Origin of the sequence: Embleya sp. NPDC005971 (assembly GCF_040629175.1) — a bacterium.
Lineage (GTDB): Bacteria > Actinomycetota > Actinomycetes > Streptomycetales > Streptomycetaceae > Embleya.
Map to the genome: position 1 here is coordinate 26,199 of NZ_JBEXUX010000063.1, position 21,740 is coordinate 47,938.

At 72.8% G+C, this 21,740-nt stretch carries 19 protein-coding genes and 1 pseudogene; 14 read left to right on the forward strand and 6 right to left on the reverse strand.

From position 1 onward, the window contains the following. Positions 1–78: 78 nt before the first annotated feature. Both ABZ374_RS37970 and ABZ374_RS37975 read right to left on the reverse strand, forming a co-directional pair. On the reverse strand, positions 79–630 hold the full coding sequence (locus ABZ374_RS37970) for an NAD(P)H oxidoreductase (protein ID WP_360320400.1): 552 nt from the start codon (positions 628–630) through the stop codon (positions 79–81). A gap of 44 nt (positions 631–674) precedes the next feature. Continuing rightward, positions 675–1,702 (reverse strand): annotated as a pseudogene (locus tag ABZ374_RS37975) (NADP-dependent oxidoreductase). 151 nt (positions 1,703–1,853) lie between these two features. Between ABZ374_RS37975 and ABZ374_RS37980 the strand changes: the two are divergent. The 10 genes from ABZ374_RS37980 (at position 1,854) to ureB (ending at position 14,280) form a co-directional block, all read left to right on the forward strand. Beyond that, the gene (locus tag ABZ374_RS37980; RefSeq protein ID WP_360320403.1) at positions 1,854–5,159 is read left to right on the forward strand and encodes a BTAD domain-containing putative transcriptional regulator; all 3,306 of its coding nucleotides are present in this window, start codon (positions 1,854–1,856) and stop codon (positions 5,157–5,159) included. Positions 5,160–5,622: 463 nt separating this feature from the next. Further along, the gene (locus ABZ374_RS37985) at positions 5,623–5,979 is read left to right on the forward strand and encodes an ArsC/Spx/MgsR family protein (protein ID WP_360320406.1); all 357 of its coding nucleotides are present in this window, start codon (positions 5,623–5,625) and stop codon (positions 5,977–5,979) included. A 129-nt stretch (positions 5,980–6,108) separates the two neighbouring features. Then, positions 6,109–9,036: a Na+/H+ antiporter subunit A gene (locus tag ABZ374_RS37990; protein WP_360320409.1), complete on the forward strand. Its 2,928-nt coding sequence runs from the start codon at positions 6,109–6,111 to the stop codon at positions 9,034–9,036. Beyond that, positions 9,033–9,821, forward strand: a complete 789-nt coding sequence (locus ABZ374_RS37995; RefSeq protein ID WP_360320412.1) for a Na(+)/H(+) antiporter subunit C — start codon at positions 9,033–9,035, stop codon at positions 9,819–9,821. The genes ABZ374_RS37990 and ABZ374_RS37995 overlap by 4 nt, the downstream gene beginning before the upstream one ends. After that, positions 9,818–11,389, forward strand: a complete 1,572-nt coding sequence (locus tag ABZ374_RS38000; protein ID WP_360320415.1) for a Na+/H+ antiporter subunit D — start codon at positions 9,818–9,820, stop codon at positions 11,387–11,389. The genes ABZ374_RS37995 and ABZ374_RS38000 overlap by 4 nt, the downstream gene beginning before the upstream one ends. Beyond that, positions 11,386–11,955: a Na+/H+ antiporter subunit E gene (locus ABZ374_RS38005; protein ID WP_360320418.1), complete on the forward strand. Its 570-nt coding sequence runs from the start codon at positions 11,386–11,388 to the stop codon at positions 11,953–11,955. Before ABZ374_RS38000 ends, ABZ374_RS38005 begins: the two co-directional genes overlap by 4 nt. Continuing rightward, positions 11,952–12,215 (forward strand): monovalent cation/H+ antiporter complex subunit F, encoded by a 264-nt coding sequence (locus tag ABZ374_RS38010; protein WP_360320421.1) that lies wholly within the window; start codon positions 11,952–11,954, stop codon positions 12,213–12,215. The genes ABZ374_RS38005 and ABZ374_RS38010 overlap by 4 nt, the downstream gene beginning before the upstream one ends. Position 12,216: 1 nt before the next feature. Then, complete coding sequence (gene mnhG, locus ABZ374_RS38015; protein ID WP_360320424.1) at positions 12,217–12,576, forward strand: monovalent cation/H(+) antiporter subunit G; 360 nt, start codon at positions 12,217–12,219, stop codon at positions 12,574–12,576. Positions 12,577–12,923: 347 nt separating this feature from the next. After that, entirely contained in the window at positions 12,924–13,691 is a 768-nt protein-coding gene (locus ABZ374_RS38020; protein WP_360320427.1) for a cobalamin biosynthesis protein CbiX, read from the forward strand. Between the two features lie 13 nt (positions 13,692–13,704). Beyond that, positions 13,705–14,280 carry an urease subunit beta gene (gene ureB, locus ABZ374_RS38025; RefSeq protein WP_360320430.1) on the forward strand — a complete coding sequence of 192 codons (576 nt, stop codon included), beginning with the start codon at positions 13,705–13,707 and terminating at the stop codon, positions 14,278–14,280. Between the two features lie 64 nt (positions 14,281–14,344). Here the strand turns inward: ureB and ABZ374_RS38030 are convergent, their stop codons facing one another. Then, complete coding sequence (locus ABZ374_RS38030) at positions 14,345–15,259, reverse strand: hypothetical protein (protein WP_360320433.1); 915 nt, start codon at positions 15,257–15,259, stop codon at positions 14,345–14,347. A 117-nt stretch (positions 15,260–15,376) separates the two neighbouring features. On the opposite strand from ABZ374_RS38030, the gene ABZ374_RS38035 reads away from it, so the two are divergent. Together ABZ374_RS38035 and ABZ374_RS38040 are read left to right on the forward strand one after the other, a co-directional pair. Next, on the forward strand, positions 15,377–15,955 hold the full coding sequence (locus tag ABZ374_RS38035) for a TetR/AcrR family transcriptional regulator (RefSeq protein ID WP_360320436.1): 579 nt from the start codon (positions 15,377–15,379) through the stop codon (positions 15,953–15,955). A gap of 365 nt (positions 15,956–16,320) precedes the next feature. Beyond that, positions 16,321–17,241 (forward strand): galactosyltransferase-related protein, encoded by a 921-nt coding sequence (locus tag ABZ374_RS38040; protein ID WP_360320439.1) that lies wholly within the window; start codon positions 16,321–16,323, stop codon positions 17,239–17,241. A 44-nt stretch (positions 17,242–17,285) separates the two neighbouring features. Here ABZ374_RS38040 and ABZ374_RS38045 read toward each other — a convergent pair whose 3' ends face one another. The 3 genes from ABZ374_RS38045 to ABZ374_RS38055 all read right to left on the reverse strand — a co-directional run bounded on the left by ABZ374_RS38045 (position 17,286) and on the right by ABZ374_RS38055 (position 19,064). Continuing rightward, positions 17,286–17,726, reverse strand: a complete 441-nt coding sequence (locus ABZ374_RS38045) for an NUDIX domain-containing protein (RefSeq protein WP_360320442.1) — start codon at positions 17,724–17,726, stop codon at positions 17,286–17,288. Further along, positions 17,726–18,430, reverse strand: a complete 705-nt coding sequence (locus ABZ374_RS38050; protein ID WP_360320445.1) for an HAD family hydrolase — start codon at positions 18,428–18,430, stop codon at positions 17,726–17,728. The genes ABZ374_RS38045 and ABZ374_RS38050 overlap by 1 nt, the downstream gene beginning before the upstream one ends. Positions 18,431–18,575: 145 nt before the next feature. After that, a complete protein-coding gene (locus tag ABZ374_RS38055) occupies positions 18,576–19,064 on the reverse strand; it encodes a MarR family transcriptional regulator (protein ID WP_360320448.1) in 489 nt (162 codons plus the stop codon). A 114-nt stretch (positions 19,065–19,178) separates the two neighbouring features. On the opposite strand from ABZ374_RS38055, the gene ABZ374_RS38060 reads away from it, so the two are divergent. Together ABZ374_RS38060 and ABZ374_RS38065 are read left to right on the forward strand one after the other, a co-directional pair. Beyond that, on the forward strand, positions 19,179–20,075 hold the full coding sequence (locus tag ABZ374_RS38060; protein ID WP_360320451.1) for an ABC transporter ATP-binding protein: 897 nt from the start codon (positions 19,179–19,181) through the stop codon (positions 20,073–20,075). After that, a complete protein-coding gene (locus ABZ374_RS38065; RefSeq protein ID WP_360320454.1) occupies positions 20,072–21,667 on the forward strand; it encodes an ABC transporter permease in 1,596 nt (531 codons plus the stop codon). The genes ABZ374_RS38060 and ABZ374_RS38065 overlap by 4 nt, the downstream gene beginning before the upstream one ends. Positions 21,668–21,740 lie beyond the last annotated feature (73 nt).

Consider the following 21,740-nt stretch of genomic DNA (forward strand, 5'->3'; position numbering starts at 1 on the left):
GGGTGAACCGGCTTTGAGGGTGGGTGGGTTGGGGGCGGGCGGGGTGGATGAAGGTGGTCAGGGCGGATTCGGTGGCGGTCAGGAGGGGGGTGGTGTGGGCGCGGTGGCGAGGGTGTCGTGGAAGAGGTGGACTCGGGTTTCTTCGATGCCGGCGAAGTCGGAGATGCCGATGCGTAGGCGGCGGTCGAGTAGGTCGTCCCAGCCGCCCTTGGCGAAGTGTTCGTGCGAGTAGCCGGTCAGGCCGAGCCACAACATGCGCTTGCCGGCCAGTCGTGGGCGGCTGCGGCCGTAGGCGAAGCCGTGGTTCCAGACGCGGTCGATCCAGCCCTGGAGCAGCGCGGGCAGGCCGAACCACCACACGGGGAAGACCACGACGATCGTGTCGGCCGCCTCGATCCGGGCCATGTGCGCGCGTACCTCCGCGCTGTAGACCTTGTCCCGGTCGGCCCAGTCGGGTTCGTCCTCGACGGTCATCCGCGGATCGAACCCGTCGGCGTGCAGGTCCAGGACGTCCACGGTGTGGCCGTCGGCCGACAGCCGGGCCCGGACCCGGGCGGCGACCCGGGCGGTCAACGAGTCGGCCCGCGGGTGGGCGTGGACGACGAGGGCGTGCGGCGCTTCGGTGGTCATGGCGTGGCCTTTTTCGGTGGTGGAAACGGGGGACGGGCGAGGGGTCAGTCGGTCAGGCGGACGAGCATCTTGCCGGTGTTGGCGCCGTTCAGGACGCCGAGGAAGGCGGCGGGAGCCTGTTCGATGCCCTCGAACACGGTCTCCTCGGCGTGCAGCGAACCGTCGCCGAGCCAGCCGATCGCGCGCTCGGTCCACTCCGGGAACAGCCCGAAGTGGTCGGTGACCAACAGGCCGCGCAGGTTCAGGCGCCGGGTGTAGGCGAGGAAGAGGTTGTTCGGGCCGGGCACCGGCTCGGTCGCGTTGTAGCCGCTGATCGCGCCGATCAGGGCGAACCGGGCGCCGACCCTGGCGTTCGCGATGGCCGCTTCGAGGTGGTCGCCGCCGACGTGGTCGAGGTAGACGTCGATGCCCTCGGGCGCCGCCTGGGCGAGTTGGTCGGCGATCGCGCCGGCCCGATAGTCCAGCGCGACGTCGTAGCCGAACCCGTCGCGCAACCGGGCGGCCTTGACCGGGCCGCCGGCGGAGCCGATCACCCGGGCCGCGCCCAGCTTGCGGGCGATCCGGCCGGCCACGCTGCCGACCGCGCCCGCCGCGCCGGAGACGAACACGGTGTCGCCCTCGCGGACCGGGGCCACCTCGGTGAGCGCCGCTACGCGGTCAGGCCGGTGGTGCCCAGGACACCGAGGTACGCCTGGGCGGGTACCGAGGAGATGTCCGGCACGATCGCGGTCGCCGCGTCCACGACCGCGTACTCCCGCCAGCCGGCGAAGTGCGACACGGTCGCGCCGACCGGGATCGCGTCGGCGCGGGAGGCGATCACCTCGCCGACCGCGCTGCCGTCCAGCACGGCGCCGAGTTCGAACGGCGGGATGTAAGACTCGACGTCGTCCATGCGACCGCGCATGTACGGGTCGACCGACATCCACGTATTGCGGACCAGGATCTGGCCCTCGGCCAGGGCCGGGATCGCGGCGGTGACCAGTTCGAAGTCGGCGGCGGTGGGGGCGCCCACCGGGCGGGAGGCCAGCCGGATCTCGCGGCCGGTGGCGACGGGGGAGGTGGTGACGGACATGGTGTGGCTCCCGGTTCGGTGTGTCTCGTTCGGCCGTTCCGAACTCGATGACAGGAGAGTGCCGTCGGCCGCGCACGGAATGCTGGGGGTCCACGCACGGGCGCCGGCGGGCGACCATCAGAGCCCGGCTGACCTGCGCTAACGTGGCGTCATGCGCTTCGGGGTGATGGGTCCGCTGGCGGTGTGGACCGCGGATGGCCGGCCGGTTCGGGTCCCGGAGTCGAAGGTGCGTGCGCTGCTCGCCGACCTGCTCGTGAACCGCGGTCGTCCGGTCTCGGCGGACCTGCTGGTGGAGGATCTGTGGGGTGCGGACCCGCCCGGCAATCCGGCCAATACGTTGCAGACCAAGGTCTCCCAACTGCGTCGGGCGCTGGAGGCGGCCGAGCCCGGGGGCCGCGAACTGGTCGCCTTCCGCCCTCCCGGCTATCAACTGCGGGTGGACACGGACGCCGTCGACGCGGATCGGTTCGTCGGGCTGACCGCGCAGGCGCGGGCCGATGTCGATGTGCGCGTCCGGGCCGGGTTGTTCGCGGATGCGCTCGCGCTGTGGCGGGGGCCGGCGTTCGCCGACTTCCGGGACGAGGAGTTCGCCCGCGCGGCGATCACCCGGCTGGACGAGCAGCGGCTGACGGTCGTCGAGGACTACGCCGAGGTGCGTCTGGAACTGGGCGAACACACGCTGCTCGCCGACGAGTTGGGGGAACAGGTCGCGCTGCATCCGGTCCGCGAGCGGCTGCGCGCGGTGCACCTGCGTGCGCTGTACCGGTCCGGGCGCCAGGAGGAGGCGTTGGCCGGGTACGCCGAGCTGCGCGAGCGCTTGGCGGAGGAGCTGGGCCTGGACCCGGGGCCGGAGTTGGCCGCGCTGCATCGGGCGATCCTGGCCCAGGATCCGAGCCTGGCTCCGGTCGTGACGCCGGCCCGGGGGCAGGTCGGTGCGGCGATCGGCGCGACCGGCGCGATTGCAGCGCCCGTCGGCACAGCAGTGCCGGCGCGGGTGCGGAGCAACCTGCCCGCCGCGCTGACCGAACTGGTCGGTCGCGAAGACGCGATGGCCGAGGTGGACGGGCTGCTCCGGAGCGCCCGTCTGGTGACCCTGACCGGTTCCGGCGGCGTCGGCAAGACCCGGCTCGCGCTGGAGAGTGCGGCCCGGGTGGTCGACGACCCGGCCTTCCCGGACGGGGTGTGGTTGGTCGAACTCGCCGGTCGGCGCGACCCGAGCGGCGACGACCTCGCCGACGCCATCGCCTCCGCGCTGGGCATCCGGGACGAGGTCGCGGCCGGTGCCGGGCATCGTGCGGCGCAGTCGCGGACCCGGCTGGCGGACGCGCTGCGTGGCCGTGCGCTGTTGCTGGTCCTGGACAACTGCGAACACGTGATCGAACCGATCGCGGAACTCGCCGATCTGCTGCTGCGCGCCGCTCCGCGACTGCGGATCCTGGCCACGAGTCGGGAGCCGCTGACCGTCGGCGGCGAAGTGCTGTGTGTGGTGCGGCCGTTGATGCTGCCGGCCGCCGGGGCGGGACCGGCGGCGTTGGCCGAGTCCACGGCGGTGCGGCTGTTCGTGGCCCGTGCCGCCGCCGCGGCTCCCGGATTCGTCCTGGACGCGCATACGGCGGACCCGATCGCGGCGATCTGTCGCAGGCTGGACGGCATCCCGCTGGCCCTGGAACTGGCTGCGACCCGGGTGCGCGGGCTCGGCGTACACGGGCTCGCGGCGCGATTGCACGACCGGTTCCGGGTGCTCGGCGTGGGTCGGCGCGGGGTGCCGGCCCGGCAGCAGACGCTGCGCGCGATGATCGACTGGAGCTGGGAACTGCTCGGCGAGGCGGAGCGGATCGTGCTGCGTCGGTTGGCGATCCATGTGGACGGCTGTGCGGCGGAGGCGGCGGAGGCGGTCTGTTCGGGGACCGACGTGGCGCGTGCCGACGTGCTCGATCTGGTCGGGCGCTTGGTGGACCGGTCGTTGGTGGTGGTGGTCGAGGGGCGGTACGGGCCGAGGTATCGGCTGCTGGAGTCCGTCGCCGCGTACTGCGTGGAACACCTGCACGCGGCGGGTGAGTTCGACGCGGTACAGGGACGGCACGACGGTTGTCTGGCCGAGTTCGTCGAGGATGCCGGGCCGCGTTTGTACGGCCCCGATCAGCGTGAGTGGCTGATCCGGCTGGACGCGGAGAGCGCGAACCTGGGTGCCGCGCTGGACGGCGCGGTGCGGCGCGCGGACGCGGGGCTCGCGCTGCGGCTGGCGGGTGGGGCCGCGTGGTACCGGTTCCTGCGGGGGCGCTACCGCGAGGCGTGGCGGGCGTTGGACGCGGCGTTGGCGGTCGGTGCGGGTACGGGCGCCGGTGGGCGGGATCCGGTTCGGGCGGCGGCGGGAGCCTGGCGGGCCGGGTTCGCGATGTTGATCGGGGACGGCAGCGACCTGGTGCGGCAGAGCCGGGACGCGCTGCGGGCCTTCGACGGGATCGCGGCGGGGCGGGCCCGGGCCGAATGGTTCCTGGGCCTGGCGCACCTGCATGTGGGCGATGCGGATGCGGGCGGCGCCCTGATCGATCGAGCCCTCGCGGGCTTCCGCGCGGCGGACGACGCGTGGGGCATCGCCGCCGCGCTGACCGGCCGGGCGAAGGCGGCGATGTTCCGCGCCGATCTGGTCGCGGCCGGCACGGCGGCGGAGGACGCGGCGGCCCGGTTTGCCGCGCTGGGCGAGCGGTGGGGCATCGTCCAGGCCGCGGACCAACTGGCCTATTTGGCCGAGGTGTCCGGCGAGTACGACCGCGCCGCCGAGCTGCATCGCGAAGGGCTGCGCGGGGCCGAGGAGTTGGGCCTGTGGACGGATGTGTCGTACCGGTGGTCCGGGCTCGGTCGGATCGCGCTGTTGCGCGGTGACTTCGTGCGGGCCGAGGAGTTCCACGAGCGTGGGCGGCGGCTCGCGGTCGAGCAGTCGGACCGGTTCGCCGAGGAGTTCGCCGAGGTCGGGCTCGGGCTGGGGGCGCGCCGGGCGGGCGACCTGGGGGCGGCCGAGCGGCACTTGCGCAATGCGCTGGAGTGGAATCGTCGGCTGCACGAGGACTACGGCGTGCCGTTCTACGGGGTGACGCTGCTGCTGGCCGAGTTGGGCTTCGTGGCCGAACTGCGTGGGGACGCGGTCGGCGCGCGGGCGTCGCACTCCGAGGGGCTCGCGGCGGCTCGGGCGTCCGGCGATCCGCGTGCGGTCGCGCTGGCGTGGGAGGGGTTGGCCGGGGTCGAGGCGATCTCGGGTCGGCACACGGAGGCGGCCACCCTGCTGGGTCGCGCGGACGCGCTCCGTGCCTCGATCGGTGCGCCGTTGCCGGCCGGCGAACTCGGCGACGTGACGCGGATCGTGGCGGCGGCCCGGGAGCGCCTTGGCCCTTCGGCCTACACGCGTGCCTTCGCTGCCGGGGCCGACTCCTTCGGTGGGCCGGACGAGGGCGGCGTCTGACGGCTCAGGTTGTCCTTCGACTTGCGGGGCCGCGTCGGGGCAGTCCGATGCGTTGTGTTGCGTGGCCGGGCTGTTTTGGCCTCATGCGCCGGCGGGGCTGCTTGGCCTCATGCGCCGGCCGGGCTGGGTTCGCCTCAAACGCCGGCGGGGCTGCTTGGCCTCATGCGCCGGCCGGGCTGGGTTCGCCTCATGCCCCGGCGGGGCTGGGTGGCCTCATGCGCCGGCCGGGCTGGGTTCGCCTCATGCGCCGGCGGGGCTGAGTGGCCTCAAACGCCGGCCGGGCTGAGTTGGCCTCAAGCGCCGGCCGGCCTGAGTGGCCTCAAGCGCTGGCCAGGCTGGTGGTTGGTTGGGTTGGGGTGGGTTCGTGCGTTGGGTGGGTCGGTGGTTGGTTGGGGTGGGGGTGTGTGGGGTGGGGTTGTGGGTTGGGTTGGGTGGTGGTGGGTGGGGGGTACGGTCGGGGGTTATGGAGATTTGGATCAATCCTGGTTGTTCGAAGTGTCGGTCGGCGGTGTCGATGTTGGATGCGGAGGGGGCCGAGTACACCGTGCGGCGCTATTTGGAGGAGCCGCCGACGGTGGTCGAGTTGGAGGCGGTGTTGGATCGGTTGGGGCTGGAGCCGTGGGACATCGTGCGGACCGGGGAGGCGGTTGCGGGGGAGTTGGGGCTCCGGGAGTGGGCGCGGGAGGCGGGTGAACGGGGGCGCTGGATCGCGGCGTTGGCGGAGCACCCGATTTTGATCCAGCGGCGGATCATCACCGCCGACGACGGCAGTGCCGTGGTGGCCCGTACGCCGGAGGCGGTCCGCTCGGTTCTGGATTGACGATGCCGCCCCGAGCCGGGCGGCCCGATGGTCCGAAGGATGTGGTCGGCGCTCGGCGGAGCGGGTGGAAAACGCGAGACATTTGTCTGGTTAAGGTGATTTGGGTGTATTGCCGCATACCTTGACGTCATGATCTTCTCGGTGGCCTCGTACTTCGTGGTCGCGGCCATCGCCCCGTGGCTGGTCCGCCGCCTCGGGCGAAACGCCTTCCTCGTGCTCGCCGCGCTGCCGGCGGCGACCACGGGGTGGGCGTTCGCCCGGGCCGGCTCGGTGTTCGACGGCCGGCCCGAGTTCGAATCGCGCGAGTGGATTCCCGAACTCGGCGTCTTCCTGGCGTTTCGCTGCGACGCGCTCGCGCTGCTGATGGTCTTCCTCGCGGCCGGCGTGGGAGTTCTGGTCCTGGTCTACTGCGCGCGCTACTTCGCCACCGACGAGCCCGGGCTCGGCGCGTTCGCCGGCGTCCTGGTCGCCTTCGCCGGGGCGATGATCGGCCTGGTCACCACCGACGACCTGATCCTGCTGTACGTGTTCTGGGAGCTGACCACGGTCTTCTCCTACCTGCTGATCGGCCATCGCAGCGAACACCGCGGCTCGCGCCGGGCCGCGATGCAGGCGCTGACCATGACCACGTTCGGCGGCCTGGCGATGCTGGTCGGCCTGATCCTGCTCGGCGAGAAGGCGGGCACCTACCGGCTCTCCGAGATCCTCGCCGCCCCGCCCGGCGGCACCGTGGTCACCACCGCGATCGTGCTGATCCTGGTCGGCGCGCTGTCCAAGTCGGCGATCGTGCCGTTCGGTTCCTGGCTGCCCGCGGCGATGGCGGCGCCCACCCCGGTCAGTGCCTACCTGCACGCCGCCGCGATGGTCAAGGCCGGCGTGTACCTGGTCGCCCGGCTGGCCCCCGGATTCGCCGAACTCGCGCCGTGGCGACCGATCGTGCTGATCACCGGCTGCGCGACGCTGCTCCTGGCCGGTTGGCGGGCGTTGCGCGAGGACGACCTCAAGCGGGTGCTCGCCTACGGCACGGTCAGCCAACTCGGCCTGCTGATCGTGGTCACCGGCGCGGGCAACCGGGACGCGGCGCTCGCCGGGATCGCGATGCTGGTCGCCCACGCCCTGTTCAAGGCCACGCTGTTCCTGGTGGTCGGCGTCATCGACCACGCGGCAGGCACCCGGGACCTGCGCCGACTCTCCGGCCTGGCCCGGACCATGCCGATCACCTGCCTGGTCGCGGTGGTGGCCGCGCTGTCCATGGCCGGACTGCCGCCGATGGTCGGATTCGTCGCCAAGGAAGCGGTCTACGAGGCGTTCCTGCACCGGGGTCGCACCGACACCATCGTGCTCGGCGTGCTGGTCGCCGGGTCCGCGCTGACCGCCGCCTACAGCCTGCGCTTCGTCTGGGGCGCCTTCGCCCGCAAACCCGACGTGGCCGACACCCGATGCGAACCGCCGGGCGGACTGCTGCTCGGCCCGGCCGCCCTGCTCGGCGTCGGTTGCCCGGCCCTGGGATTCGCCGCGCAGTCGCTGGACCACTGGATCTCCTCGTACGCCGACCTGTTCCCGTCCACCGGATCCGACTACCACCTGGCCCTGTGGCACGGCCCGGGTACCGCGCTGACCCTGTCCGCCGTCGCGATCTGCGTGGGCATCGGGCTGTTCCTGGCCCGCGAACCGGTGCTGCGCCTGCAATCGGCCACCGCCCGGATCGAACCCTCGCGCCTGTACGACGCGCTCGTGCACGGTGTGGACCGGGGTGCGCTGCAACTGACCGGCACCACCCAACGCGGCTCGATGCCGGTCTACCTCGGGGTGATCCTGCTCAGCCTGATCGCGATCACCACCGCGACCGCGCTGGGCAACCTCCCGCTGCCGTTCCCGCATTCGCCGCGCTGGTCGGACTCGGCCGCGCAGATCGTGGTCGGCCTGCTCGTCATGGGCACCGCGCTGATCGCCGCCGGCACCCGGGACAGGCTGCCCGCGGTGCTCCTGGTCGGCGTCACCGGCTACGGCTGCGCGACGTTGTTCGTGCTCCAGGGCGCTCCCGACCTCGCCCTGACCCAGGGCCTGGTCGAGACGGTCAGCGTGGTGGTGTTCCTGCTCGTGCTGCGCCGACTCCCGCGCCGGTTCGCCCGAACCACCCGGCCCGGCCGCAGGGCCGTGCACATCGCCCTGGGCGTACTCACCGGCTCGGTGCTCGCGGGCGTCGCCGTCTCCGCGTTCGCCGCCCGGACCCGGCCGCCGGTGTCCCGGGTGTTCGCCGCCGCCGCGAAGGAGGCGGGCGGCAAGGAGATCGTCAGCGTGCTGCTGGTGGACATCCGCGCCTGGGACACGATGGGCGAGATCTCCGTGCTGGCGGTCGCCGCGATCGGCGTGACCAGTCTGATCTTCGTCCGCCGCGACCGCGGCCTGCCCCGACTCGGCGACCGCGCTCCGGAACCGGCCGAGCCCGGCGGAAGCGGCCCCGGGAGCACCGCCGGAAGTACCACCGGAAGCAGTGCCTACCGCCCCGCGGTACCCGCGCCCGCCCCCACCCCGCCGCCGGCGCGGGTGCCCTGGCTGGCCGCCGCCGACACGCTCGCCCCCGAGCGGCGCACGGTGCTCTTCGAAGTGGTCGCGCGCGTCGCGTTCCCGACCGTCCTGGTGTTGTCCCTGTACTTCCTGTTCAGCGGACACTCCACGCCGGGCGGCGGATTCGCGGGCGGCATCACCGCCGGACTCGCCCTGCTGGTGCGCTATCTCGCGGGCGGGCGGTACGAACTGGCCGAGGCCGCGCCGCTGCCCCCCGGCCGGCTGCTCGGCACCGGCCTGGTGATCGGCGCGGGCGTCGGTCTGGTCGGCCTGATCGCGGGCGGCTCGGTGCTGCGCAGCACGGTGCTGGACGCCACGCTGCCGCCCTTCGGCGACGTGCACATCGCGACGTCCGTGTTCTTCGACATCGGCGTCTACCTGCTCGTGGTCGGCCTCGTGCAGGACGTACTGAGCGCGCTCGGCGCGGAGTTGGACCGACGCATCGAACAGACCCGGGACCGGGACGCCGAACGAACGGTGATCGTATGAAGAGCCCGACCATGATCCTGGTACTGACCGCCGCCGTGCTTGTGGGTGCCGGGGTCTACCTGGTGCTCGAACGCAGTCTGACCCGGGTGTTGCTCGGCGTGGTGCTGATCGGCAACGGCGCCAACCTGATCGTGCTCGCCGGCGGCGGTCGCGCGGGCGGCGCGCCGGTGCTGGGGGTGACGCTGCCGTTCGCGATGAACGACCCGCTGCCCCAGGCGATGGTGTTGACCGCGATCGTGATCACGCTCGCGGTGACCGCGTTCGTGTTGTCGATGGTGCATCGACACTGGGAACTGACCGGATCCGACGAGATCCAGGACGACACCGAGGACCTGCGGGTGGCCCGCCGCGCCGAGCGGGGTGACCTGCGCAGCGAACATCGGCGACTGCGACGGGAGTTGCGCCGGCAGACCGCGGATCGCCGGGCGGTGGTGCGGCGCCTGGGGATCGAGGCCCGGGCCAACTACGACGCCGAGTGCCGACGACTCGGGGTGGACCGGAACGGGCACGGCGGTCGACCGGAGGCGCAGCGGATCGCCCGCGAACGACGCGCGGAACTGCGCCGGCGACTGCGCGGGATCAAGTCCGAACACCGGATCCAACAGGCCGAGTTGCGGGCCAGGTTCCGGCGGGCGCGGCGCGAGTTGAATCGGCAGGCGCGGGCCGAACGGGCGGCCGTGGCCCGCGCGGACAGTGTGGTGGACGCGGTGCCCGACACCGAGTTCCCGCGCGGTGCCGGAGAACCCGCCGGTCCCGAGCGGGGTCGGGACCGGCCCGCGCGATGAACCACCTGGTGCCGCTCCCGGTCCTGCTGCCGCTGTTCGGCGCCGGCCTCATGCCGGCCATCGGCGGCCGACTGCCGCGCGGCCGGCGGCTGATCAGCGTCGGGGTGCTGACCGCCGTGCTCGGCGTGGCGATCGCCCTGCTGGTGGCGGCCGATCGGGACGGCCCGGTGGTGGCCCGGATGGCCGGGTGGCCCGCGCCGACCGGGATCGTGCTGGTGGCGGACCGGTTGTCCGCGCTGATGCTGGTGGTCTCCTGCGCGGTCACCCTCGGCGTGCTGGTCTATTCGATCGGCCAGGGCCGCGCGGACGAGGACGAGGCCACGCCGCTGTCGGTGTTCCACCCCACCTATCTGATCCTGGTCGCGGGCGTGGCGAACGCGTTCCTGGCGGGCGACCTGTTCAACCTCTACGTGGGCTTCGAGGTGTTGCTCGCGGCCAGCTACGTGCTGCTGACCGTCGGCGGCACCGCCGCCCGGGTGCGCGCGGGCGCCGGCTACGTGGTGGTCGGCCTGCTGTCCTCGGTGGTGTTCCTGTCCGCGATCGCGATGGTGTACGCGGCGACCGGCACGGTCAACCTGGCCCAGCTCGCGGTGCGGCTGCCCGAGGTCGACCCCGGCGTGCAACTGGTCCTGGAGTCGATGTTGTTGATCGGATTCGGGGTCAAGGCGGCGGTGTTCCCGCTGTCCGCGTGGTTGCCCGACTCGTACCCGACCGCGCCCGCGCCGGTGACCGCGGTGTTCGCCGGACTGCTCACCAAGGTCGGGGTGTACGCGATCATCCGGGTGCAGACGTTGTTGTTCCCGGACGGGCGATTGCGCGAACTGCTGCTCGTGGTGGCCGCGGCGACGATGATCGTCGGCATCCTGGGCGCGATCGTGCAGAGCGACCTGAACCGGCTGTTGTCCTTCACACTGGTCAGCCACATCGGGTACATGGTCTTCGGGATCGCGCTGGCGAGCGCGGCGGGCCTGGCCGGCACGGTGTTCTACGCGGTCCACCACATCACCGTGCAGACCTCGCTGTTCCTGGTCACCGGGCTGATCGAGCGGCGCGGTGGCAGTACCGACCTGGGTCGACTGGGCGGGCTGGCGCGGATGGCGCCGGCGCTCGCGGTGTTGTTCTTCGTACCCGCGATGAACCTGGGCGGGATCCCGCCGCTGTCCGGCTTCCTGGGCAAGTGGTTGTTGTTGCGGGCGGGTGCGGAGATCGGTTCGGTGGCGTCGTACCTGTTGATCGGCGCGGCGGTGGCCACCAGTTTGTTGACGTTGTACGCGATGGCCCGGGTGTGGGGGCAGGTGTTCGGCAGTTCGCCGGACACCTCGGGGGCGACCGCGTACTCCTTCGGCGCGAGTCTGAGCGGACGCGACGTCGCGGCCACCAGCAGTGTGCTGCCGCGCGCGATGACGCTGGCGACCTGTGCGCTGGTCACGTTGGGCGTGGCGTTCACCGTGCTGGCCGGGCCGCTCGTCGCGCTGACCGAGCGCACGGGCAGCGAACTGGTGGATCGGGTCGTCTATATCGACGCCGTGCCGCTGCCCGGCGGGTTCGCCCGAGGGTCGGGTCGGTGACCGTGCGCCGGTTCCGGAGCCGGCCTCGGACCCGACGGATCTCGCCGCTGCTGGTCGGGTGGTTGATCGCGGTGTGGGTCGCGCTGTGGGGCACCCTGACCGTCGCCAACCTGCTCACCGGGCTCGTGATCGCGGTGTTGTCGTCGGTGCTGCTGCCGTTGCCGCCGGCGCACGACGGGTTGGCCTTCCGGCCGTGGGGACTGGTCCGGTTCGTGGTGCTGTTCGTGCTCGACCTGGTGCTGTCCTCGCTGCGGGTCGCCTGGCAGGCGCTGTGGCCGGGGCGGTTGCCGCGCAACTCGGTGGTGGGGGTCGAATTGGCCTCGCGTTCGGACCTGTTGCTCACCCTGACCGTGCTGGCGTTGAACGTGATGCCCGGCAGCATCGTGATCGAGATTCGCCGGGGTCGGCCCACCGTGTTGTTCATCCACGCGCTGGGCGCCGACACGCCTGCCTCGGTCGAAGCGGCGCGGCGGGCGGTGGTGCGCCTGGAGGCCCGTGTGCTCGCCGCGTTCGGCACCCGCGCCGAACGTGCCCGTTCGACCGGAACTCCCGGAGGTGGTTCATGAATCCGCTCATCGGCGGCACTGTGATCGTGCTGCTCGGCGCGGCTGCGGTGCTCGCCCTGATCCGGCTCGTGCGCGGGCCATCGACGCTGGACCGGGCGGTCGCGGTGGACATGCTGCTCGCGGTGATGTTGGCCGCGGTCGCCGCGGAGGCCACCTTGAATCGGCACACCACGACCGTCCCGGTACTGCTCGCCCTGGCCCTGGTCGGCTTCCTGGGTTCGGTGTCGATCGTGCGCTTCTCGGCGCGCGAGGGCGACTGACGTGCGGGCCGGCGAGTTCGCCGACGGCGCGTCCGCGGTGTGCCTGCTCGTGGGCTGCGCGCTCGCGTTCGTCGCGGGGGTGGGACTGCTGCGCTTCCCGGACACGTTGTCGCGGATGCACACCGTGGCCAAGCCGCAGGTCCTGGGCCTGCTGCTGGTCACGCTCGGCCTGGGGTTGCGGCTGCGGCACGGGATCGACATCGGGATGCTGGTGATGGTGGCGTTCTTCCAACTGACCACCGTTCCGGTGGCGACCCACCTGGTGGGCCGCGCGGTGTACCGGTTGCCGCAACTGCCGACCGGGGACCTGGCCGTCGACGAACTCGCGGACGGGATCGACCCGAGGAGCGCGAACGGATAGTCGTATTTCACTCCGATGCGTGAGGTTGGCGGTTCGGTTCGGTGGATACCCGGGACGAGACAACCGTCGACCGAGGGCCCGTCGGGGCCCGCACGTCCGTCCCGGGTCCGCGGCGCGGGTGTGTTCGCGGCCCGGGACTCGGCGCGCCCGTACCCGGGTCGGTCGGGCCCGGGTACGGCCGTTCGGGGCCGCGCACGCCCGGGGCCGGGGTCGGGGCCCTCGGTCGTACCCGCCGCAGAAAGGAATCCACGATGAATGCGGAACCCGGCGAGATCGACGAGTGCGCGGTGTCGGTGCCGGTCGGCACCGGGCCGTGCTCCGGCGTCGACCCGATCGGCGGCTGAGTCGTGTCGGAGCGGGTGGCGGTGGTGGTGGTCGGCGGGCACGAGAGCGCGAACGGCGCCGCGTTGCCCGACCTGTTCGGGGCCGAGGTGATCTCGGCGGCGTGCGGCCGGCAACTGCACCGGGCGGTGGGCGCGGCGCTGCGGGCGGGCGCGGAGCGGGTGTGCGTGGTGCCGGTCACGCTGGGCCGGGACCCGGGCCTGGCCGGGGCCGCGGCGCGGACGTTGCTCGCGCTGCCGGCGGCGGAGCGGGGCCGGGTGTTGCTGAGCCGCCCGTTCGCCGGTACGGAGCAGCTCACCCAATGGCTGCGCGCCGCCGCCGCGCGGGTGCCGGATCGGGCCGCGTTGCTGGTGGCGGCGCCGGCGGGGGACGGGCACGAGGACGCCGAGCTGTATCGGATCGCGCGCCTGGTGTGGCAACACGGCCCGCACCGGATCGTCGAGGTCGCGCTGATCGGCGGTGACCCGGATCTGGGCCGGGCCCTGGAGCGCTGCCGGGTACTGGGCGCGGCCCGGACCGTGGCGCTGGCCGCGTCCTTCGTGTTGCCGGCCGTGCCGGGCGTGGCCCCGCTGCTGTCGAGGCCGGCGGCGGCCGGGGTGCTGGCGGCCCGGGTCGGCTCGGCGGTCGAGCGCCTGCGGGTGCACGGCGACGACGGCCTCGCGGGGATCGGCCCGCGCACAACGCCGCCCGCCCACTCGGACGCGCGGGATCGTGCGCGGCCGCCGGTCCGCCCGCCCGGTCGCGAATCCGTGCCCGCGTTCCCCGTCGCCTAGGAGGTCCGAGCCCATGGTCACGGCCCAACCACAGCGCTACCTCTACCGCGATCACCCGGCCGAGGCGGCGGCGGATCGCCGCACCTCGATCGTGGCGGTGCGCAACACCGGCGACCGCGCGATCCGGGTCGGGTCGCACTTCCACTTCTTCGAGGTCGACCCGACGCTGGTCTTCGACCGGGCGGCGACCTTCGGGATGCGGCCGAACATCGCGGCGGGTACCTCGATTCGGTTCGAACCGGGTGGCACCCGGCAGGTGGAACTGCGCCCGTTCGCGGGCTCGGGACGCCTGGTCGGCTGCACCGAGCTGCCGCACGGGGCGGCGGCCGCCGCCGCACAACCGGCCCGGCTGGGGGCGACGTTGCACGCGATCGAACACGGCCTCCGCGAGGCGCAGGCGCAGGCGGTGTCACAGGCGCAAGCCGGACGGGCCGATCCGGCGGTACCGGAGCCCGCCGCCGACGCCGCGCGGCCCGCGGTGGTGCGGGCGGACCGACCCGTCGGCCGGCCGATCCGCGGCAAGCCGGGCAGCCGGCCGCCGACCAAGCCCGGATCCACGCCGGGCCCGGGGCGAAGGGGCCCGCGCTGACCACACATCCCACCCGCGCCGCCGGTCGCGGCGGCCGGCGGCGGGACCGTTCGTGGGCCCGCGATCAGCCCTGGTGCGGATAGCTCATGCCGATTCCGAGCGTGGACTGCATCGGGAGCAGGCCGGTGCCGATCGTGTCCAGCACGGCGGGCAGGATCAGGTCGGCCAGTCGAGCCGCCTCGGCGGCGCCGATCGATTCCCAGGGCCGGGCGGCGAGTTCGTCGGTCAGCGCCTCGACCGAGTCGCGGCCGCTGCGACCCGCCTCGGTGGCCGTGCCGTCGGCGTTCAGCCACCCCCGGGCGACCAGGCGCCCGCGCGCCGCGTCCCACTCGTCGGCGCTCCACTGTCGGCTTGCGAACACCTCGGCCGGAGCGGCACCGGCGGCGCTGTGCGAGACGAGCGCCTCGACGCCGTCCAGACGGTGTGCCAGCAGCGCCGCGATGTGCCCGTCGCCCCGGTGTTCACGCAGCCGGGTGATCGCCTGCCACAACACCAGGTGCGGCTCGTCCGCCCACGGGAGTGCGGCATGCGCGGCGGCCAGCGGGCGACCGACGGTGTCGGCGGCCTCGGCCACCCGCCGGGTCAGCGCGGCGGCCTCGGCGATCTCCGGCGCGTGCACCCGCTCGCCGAGCGCCGAGCGCAGCGTGGCGTCGACCGCGCGCAGCCGGGCCGCGAGCACGTCGGCGGGGTCGGCGATCGACCAGACCCTCGGCACGTACCGGGCGACCATTGCCGGGCTGAAGCTGTAGAAGGTCGAGGTGACCAACTCGGCGGAGGCCGTCCCGAGGGCCGCGGCACGCATCGCGAAGTAGGCCGGCCATCGTTCGTCCACCGCGTAGCCGAGCGCCGCGAACTCCTCGAACATCTTCGGCGAGTAGTAGTGCAGCGCGTGCAACGGCTCCAGGGTCTGCCATATCCGGCGGACCAGCACGGCGTCCAGGGCCTTGTTCGTTTCGTTCGTCTCGTTCGTCGTGCTCATGTCGTGCAGTCCTCTTTCCGACTTCCGAGCGGCTCGCCCGGCGGGCAACTTGTCACTGACAAGATTGCTCTCGTGCTGCAAACTTGTCAATGCCTAGATCCCGGGTAGCATCGACCCATGAGCACTGGACGCCCCTATCACCACGGCGATCTGCGCCGCGCCGTACTCGCCGCCGCGCTGGACGTGGTGGCCTCGGACGGCATCGGCGCGATCAGCCTGCGCGATCTGGCCCGCCGCGCGGGCGTGTCGCACGCCGCCCCCGCGCACCACTTCGGCGACAAGACCGGGCTGCTCACCGCGATCGCCGCCGAGGGCTACGGCCTGCTCGCCGACGCGCTCGCCGAGGCCGTGCCCGGCGACGCGGACGCCCTGCGCGAACTCGGCGTGCGCTACGTGCGCTTCGCGCTCGCGCATCCCGCGCACTTCGAGGTGATGAACCGTCCGCACGCGGTCGACGGCGCCGACCCGGAACTGCTGCGGCAGCGGGCCCGGGCCGGTGAGTCGTTGCGCGGCGGCGTCGCGGGGGTGCCGGCCGAGCGCCGGGGCGATCCGGACCAGGCGGTGCTCGCCGCGTGGTCGCTCGCGCACGGCTACGCCACCCTGTGCCTGTCCGGTGGCATCCCGGCGGGAGCCGATCCGGCGGGCACCTTCCGGTCGCTGACGGGCCTGTTGTTCTCCGGGCCCGCGATGGAGTGACGCGCGGCGCGCCGGGCCCGGGGATTCGCCCGATTCGCCCGGAGGCAACGATTCCGGGCGTCGATGTGCACCATGTGTGACGGGAGGACTCTTGACCGTGATGTCGCCGTCCCGGTACACCTGGCAGTCGGGTCGAGCACGGCCCGCCCGATCCTCTGGAGATTCGCGCCTCGTCGAGCCGGGGACCTCCCGCGCCTCGATGCCGTGACCCGGTGCAGGCCGTGGCTCGTGACCGGGCACGCCACGCACGTGAACCCCCGCGGGCGTGGTGCCGACCCGGATCCAGCCGCCGCCGACGCGCACCTGCTCGGCGTGCGGGTCGGATCCGGGGAGGTGCCGTGCGATCGGGTGAGGGGAGATCGGGAATGCCGGAAGTGAGCGTCGTCGTCCCGCTCTACGGCGACCACGAGGCGCGCGGGGTGTTCGCCTCGGTCGCGGCGGCGTGGCTGGCGCAGAGCGTGTGCTGCGAGGTGGTGCTGGCGACGGCCGGCGACGCGGTGCCGGTCGTACCGCCGGATTTGGACGCGCGTCGCCGGGTGCGGGTGATCCGGGCCCCCGAGACGAGCCTGGCCGCCGGGTTGCTGCGCAACGTGGCGGCGGCTCGGGCCAGGGCGCCGGTGCTGTACCTGACCGATGCCGATGTGGCTCCGCTCGGGCGCGACTTCGTGGCCCGCGCGCTGGAGCTGGCGGCCGGCGGGGCGCTGGCCCAGCCGTGGATGTACCGGCTCGTCGGCGCCGCCGAACTGCCCGTCGGGTGGGCCGCGGTGGACCTGGTGCCGGTGGGCGAGGACCCGTTCTGCTTCGTCCGGGAGGACCCGGACGGCGTGCTGCGCGGGTTCCCGGACGAGCGGCTGGTCTGGGATCCGCCGCGGGCCGGGGCACCGGAGGGCGCCACCCCGCGGGCGTTGCCGCCGCCGCGGGCGCGGGCGCCCTACGGACCCCACAGCCGGTTGTGGCGCGCGCCCTACCAGTGGGGCGCGATGCTGGTGGACCGCCGGACCTTCGACGGGGTGGGCGGGTACTGCCCGCGATATCTGGGCTGGGGCGGCGAGGACGTCGACCTGCTCGCGAAGGTCGCCGCGCACACCCGGCTGCGCCGCGGCCGGCAGCTCGATCGATCCTGGAGCTGCCTGCACTTCGAGCACCGCACACCGTACGACGGAACCGAGCAACAGGCGTCCAACGAACGCCTGTTGGCCGCGCGGATCGCGGCCGGTCCGGACGCGATGATCGAACAGGACCTGGCCGCGCACGCCGACCCGGGCGGCATGCCCCAGGGCCATTGAGCCCGCACCGCCCGCCGCGACGGTGCCGGCCCGAGCCGACCCGGCTATCGAGTCCGGTCGAGCCGATCCCGGAACAGGGCCAGGCCGGCCGCGCATTGCGAGTGCAGCGGGGTCGGCAGGGCGTCGGGCGCGAACCACTCCAGCGCGTCGAACTTGTGCGGCTCGCCGATGGCGACCCGCCCCGGCTCGACCTCGACCGCGAACACCACCGCGACCCAGTGCGAGGCGACCGGGTCCCCGCGCAGCACGTTGCGCACCCCGATCGTCTCGATCGACAACGCCTCGGTCGAGTACTCCTCGCGCACCTCGCGGGCCACCGCACGCTCGAACGTCTCGCCCCACTCCAACGCGCCCGCACCGGTGTCCCAGGTGCCGGCCTCGTCCCGGGCCGCCGCCGAGCGACGCGCCAACAACACCCGCCCGGCCCCGTCGTGGCAGATGAACACACAGGACACGGACGGGCCGCCCGGCCGGTTCGTCGCCATCAGAAGTGCTTCAGCAACTCGGGGAACGCGGTCAGCGTGAGCACCCGATCGTCGTGCGGGTCCAACTCGCTCTGCTCCAGGACCCAGGTGTGCGCGTTCGGGATGAACACCGCGCCCAGCCCCGCGCCGCGCGCGGGAAGGATGTCCGACTTGGGGGAGTTGCCGATCATCCAGGTCGTCTCCGGCACCAGCCCGTGCGCACGGGTGAGATCGAGGTAGGCGTCGACGCCCTTCTCCGGCACGATGTGCACGCTGCGGAAGTGGTGCGCCAGCGCGGACGCGTCGATCTTGCGCTGTTGCTCCTCGGTGTCGCCCTTGGTGAGCAACATCAGGTCGTGGCGCGCGCCGAGCGTGGTGAGCGTCTCGACCACGCCGGGAACCAGTTCCATCCGGTTCTCCAGCAGTGCGACCGCGAGTTGCCCGATGTGGCGCAGCTCCGCCTCGGTGGCCGGCCGCGCGTGCAGCCGCGCCACCGTCTCGCCCAGACTGCGCAGGAACATCTTGCTGCCGTAGCCGTGCGTGATCGCGTTCGCGGCCTCGATGTCGTTGAGCATCGCGCGGATCTCGGTCCGGTCGAGCGTGGGGTGGTCGAGCCAGTCGAGCCAGTCCTCGATGACCCGCTCGAACAGGACGTTGTTCTCCCACAACGTGTCGTCGGCGTCGAAGATCAGGACCTGACGCGAAAGGCCCGTCGGCGTGTTCATGGTTCGTTTCGTCTCTGTCCGCTCGGCGACACTGCGGCGATCATCCTAGAGCGGACCGCCGGCCCCCCTCATCGGATTTTCCGACCGCTGCCCGTGCCGAACCGGCAGGGACGAGACGGCGGTGCGGGCCGAAGTCGGGAGCGGGTCACGACCGCGCCGGCGGCTTGCCGCGCAGGGCCTGCCACTTCTCCAGCACGCCCGCCATCTCCTGCTGGGCGAAGGCGAAGAAGTCCCGCATCTCCGCCATCCGGGCACCCGCCTTCGTGCCGGGGCCGCCGAGCGGTCCGATGCCCTTGTCGGTGGCGGCGATGAGCTGGGCGAACAGCGCCTGCTTGGTCGCGGTGCCGGTGTACCAGGCGTCGTCGGGCAGCAGGTACAGATCGCTGCGCGAACCCAGGACCGACTCGCGGGTGACCAGTCCGACCTGGGCGAGGTAGCGGACCGCGCCCGAAATCGCGGCGGGGCTCGCGGCCAGCCGGTCGGCCAGCTCGCCGGCGGTCAACCCGCGCTCCTCGGCGGCCATCAAGGTGATCAGTACGCGGGCGCTCATCCTGGGGAAACCCCAGTCGGCGAACAACATCGCCATCTGTTCGATGAAGTGCCGCGCGGCCTCCTCGTCCCGGCCGTCAGCCACGCCCATCAGCTCCTCCGCCGCGTCGGTGGGTCGCCCTCGGCGGGAGCCTGCGGGCGTATATACATTACGTTATGAAGCTTCACAAACACGTGAAGTAACAGTAGCATCCGGGGGGTGAACGCAATCGACGTGATCTGCACCACAGGGCTGCAGAAACGGTTCGGGCAGGCAGTCGCCCTGGACGGGCTGGACTTACAGGTGGCCCAGGGCGAGGTGCACGGACTGCTCGGCCCCAACGGCGCGGGCAAGTCCACCGTGATCCGCATCCTGCTGGGCCTGCTGCGCCGGGACGGCGGCACCGTCACCCTGTTCGGCGGCGACCCCTGGCAGGAGGCCACGGCGCTGCACCGAAGACTGGCCTACGTGCCCGGCGACGTGAGCCTGTGGCCCAATCTGAGCGGGGGCGAGACGATCGACCTGCTCGGCTCGATGCGCGGCGGCCTGGACAAGGCCCGTCGCGACGCCCTCGTGGAGCGGTTCGAACTGGACCCCAAGAAGAAGGGCCGGGCCTACTCCAAGGGCAACCGACAGAAGGTGGCGCTCGTCGCCGCCCTGGCCTCCGAGGCCGAACTGCTCATCCTCGACGAGCCGACCTCCGGCCTGGACCCGCTGATGGAGGCGGTCTTCGGCTCGTGCGTGGCCGAGGCCAAGGAGCGCGGCGCGACCGTCCTGCTCTCCAGCCACATCCTCAGCGAGGTCGAGGAGCTCTGCGACCGAGTCTCGATCATCCGCGAGGGACGCCGGGTCGACTCCGGCTCGCTCGACGACCTGCGCCACCTCTCGCGCACCACCATCACCGCGACGGTGTTCCGGTCGCCGGGCAACCTGGACGCCATCGGAGGTGTGCACGAACTACAGGTCGACGGGCGCTCGGTGAGCTTCCAGGTCGATCCGGACGCGTTGGAGAAGACGCTGCGCCTGCTCACCGACGCGGGCCTGGAGTCGTTGACCAGCCGGCCGCCCACGCTGGAAGAACTGTTCATGCGCTACTACTCCGGGGACAAGCAGTGAGCGGCGGGCTCGCCGGCCTGCGCGAGTTGTCCAAGCTCGCCTCCCGCCGGGACCGGATCATCCTGCCCCTGTGGGCGTACGCCCTGATCGGCAGCGCGGCCTCGACCGCCTACAGCATCAAGGGCCTCTTCCCCGACCAGGCGTCGCGGCAAGAGTTCGTCGACGGCATCCGGGCCGCGTCCGGCGCCGCCGCGCTCTACGGCCGGATCCTGGACACCTCTCCCGGAGCCATCACCACGTGGCGCTCGGCGGTGCTCGGCGCCGTCCTGGCCGCGGTGATGTCCATTCTCCTCGTCGTCCGGCACACCCGGGCGGAGGAACAGACGGGCCGTCAGGAACTGGTCGCCGCGGGCGTCGTGGACCGGGCGGCGCCACTGGTCGCCGCACTGCAACTGGTGATCTCGGTCAATCTCGCCGTCGGCGTGGTCATCGGCGGCGTACTGCCCCTGGTCGGCCTGCCGGCGGCCGGTGCGTTCGCCCTCGGCCTGTCGATCGCGGCCTGCGGCATCGCCTTCACCGGCATCGCGGCGGTCTGCGCCCAGCTCTTCGAGTCCTCGCGCACCGCGAACGCGGTCTCGCTGACCCTGCTCGGCGCGTTCTACCTGGTGCGTGCGGTGGGCGACATGAGCCACGGCGCCGAGTGGCTGTTGTGGATCTCGCCGATCGGCTGGACCGAGGAGGTGCGGCCCTACGCGGGCGACCGGTGGTGGGTGCTGGCGGTGCCCGCGGTTGCCGCGACCGTGCTGATCGTGGTGGCGCTGCGACTGTTGAACGCGCGGGACTTCGGCTCCGGGGTGTTGCCCGCCCGGCCCGGACCCGCGCACGGGGGTGCCGACACCCGCGGCACCCTCGGCCTCGCCTGGCGCATGCACCGCGTCTCGATGCTCGGCTGGACGCTCGGCGTGCTCACCGCGGCGCTGGTCTTCGGCTCCTTCGTCCGCGACGTCGACGTCCTCACGGACAGCGACCGGGTACGCGAGATCATGGCCGATCTGGGCGGCTCACAGGACATGGCCGACGCGTATGTGTCCTCCGTGGTGGGCGTGTTCGGGATCATGGCGGCCGTCTTCGCGCTCACCGTGATCGTCCGGGCCCGGGCGGAGGAGGCCGCCGGCCGGATCGAACTCGTCTTCGCCGGCACGCCGAGCCGCGCGCGCTGGCTGCTCGGCCACCTGGTGTTCGCGGTGCTCGGTGCGGTGCTGATCCTGGTCGCCGCGGGATTCGGCATGGGTTTGTCCGCAGGGCTGGGCGCGCACGACGTGGCGGCCACGCTCGGCCGGGTCTTCGGCGCCGTGTTCGTGCAACTCCCGGCCGTACTGCTGATCGTGGCACTCGCCGTGTTGTTGTTCGCCGCGGTTCCCCGCTGGACCGCCGCCGGATGGGGACTGCTGGGCCTGTTCGCCTTCCTGACCCTGGTCGGCCCCCAGTTGAAGGTCAGCCAGTACGTCCTGGACCTCTCGCCCTTCAGCCACGTGCCCAAGCTCCCCGGCAACGCGGTCCCGGCCACGCCGCTGGTCGTCATGGGCGCCCTGGCCCTGGTCGGCGTCGCCGCGGCGGTGACCGCCTTCCGTCGCCGCGATCTGCTCGCCTGACTCGCATCCGCCCACCGGCGCCGGGCAACGGTCGCCGGAGCGCCCGGGGAACACCCACGGAACACCGCCCAGG

What these genes read in the sequence shown, in the direction of transcription:
- ABZ374_RS37970 (WP_360320400.1), bottom strand. Translation starts at nt 630, where the DNA reads ATGACCACCGAAGCGCCGCACGCCCTCGTCGTCCACGCCCACCCGCGG.
- ABZ374_RS37980 (WP_360320403.1), top strand. Translation starts at nt 1,854, where the DNA reads ATGCGCTTCGGGGTGATGGGTCCGCTGGCGGTGTGGACCGCGGATGGC.
- ABZ374_RS37985 (WP_360320406.1), top strand. Translation starts at nt 5,623, where the DNA reads ATGGAGATTTGGATCAATCCTGGTTGTTCGAAGTGTCGGTCGGCGGTG.
- ABZ374_RS37990 (WP_360320409.1), top strand. Translation starts at nt 6,109, where the DNA reads ATGATCTTCTCGGTGGCCTCGTACTTCGTGGTCGCGGCCATCGCCCCG.
- ABZ374_RS37995 (WP_360320412.1), top strand. Translation starts at nt 9,033, where the DNA reads ATGAAGAGCCCGACCATGATCCTGGTACTGACCGCCGCCGTGCTTGTG.
- ABZ374_RS38000 (WP_360320415.1), top strand. Translation starts at nt 9,818, where the DNA reads ATGAACCACCTGGTGCCGCTCCCGGTCCTGCTGCCGCTGTTCGGCGCC.
- ABZ374_RS38010 (WP_360320421.1), top strand. Translation starts at nt 11,952, where the DNA reads ATGAATCCGCTCATCGGCGGCACTGTGATCGTGCTGCTCGGCGCGGCT.
- ureB (WP_360320430.1), top strand. Translation starts at nt 13,705, where the DNA reads ATGGTCACGGCCCAACCACAGCGCTACCTCTACCGCGATCACCCGGCC.
- ABZ374_RS38030 (WP_360320433.1), bottom strand. Translation starts at nt 15,259, where the DNA reads ATGAGCACGACGAACGAGACGAACGAAACGAACAAGGCCCTGGACGCC.
- ABZ374_RS38035 (WP_360320436.1), top strand. Translation starts at nt 15,377, where the DNA reads ATGAGCACTGGACGCCCCTATCACCACGGCGATCTGCGCCGCGCCGTA.
- ABZ374_RS38040 (WP_360320439.1), top strand. Translation starts at nt 16,321, where the DNA reads ATGCCGGAAGTGAGCGTCGTCGTCCCGCTCTACGGCGACCACGAGGCG.
- ABZ374_RS38045 (WP_360320442.1), bottom strand. Translation starts at nt 17,726, where the DNA reads ATGGCGACGAACCGGCCGGGCGGCCCGTCCGTGTCCTGTGTGTTCATC.
- ABZ374_RS38050 (WP_360320445.1), bottom strand. Translation starts at nt 18,430, where the DNA reads ATGAACACGCCGACGGGCCTTTCGCGTCAGGTCCTGATCTTCGACGCC.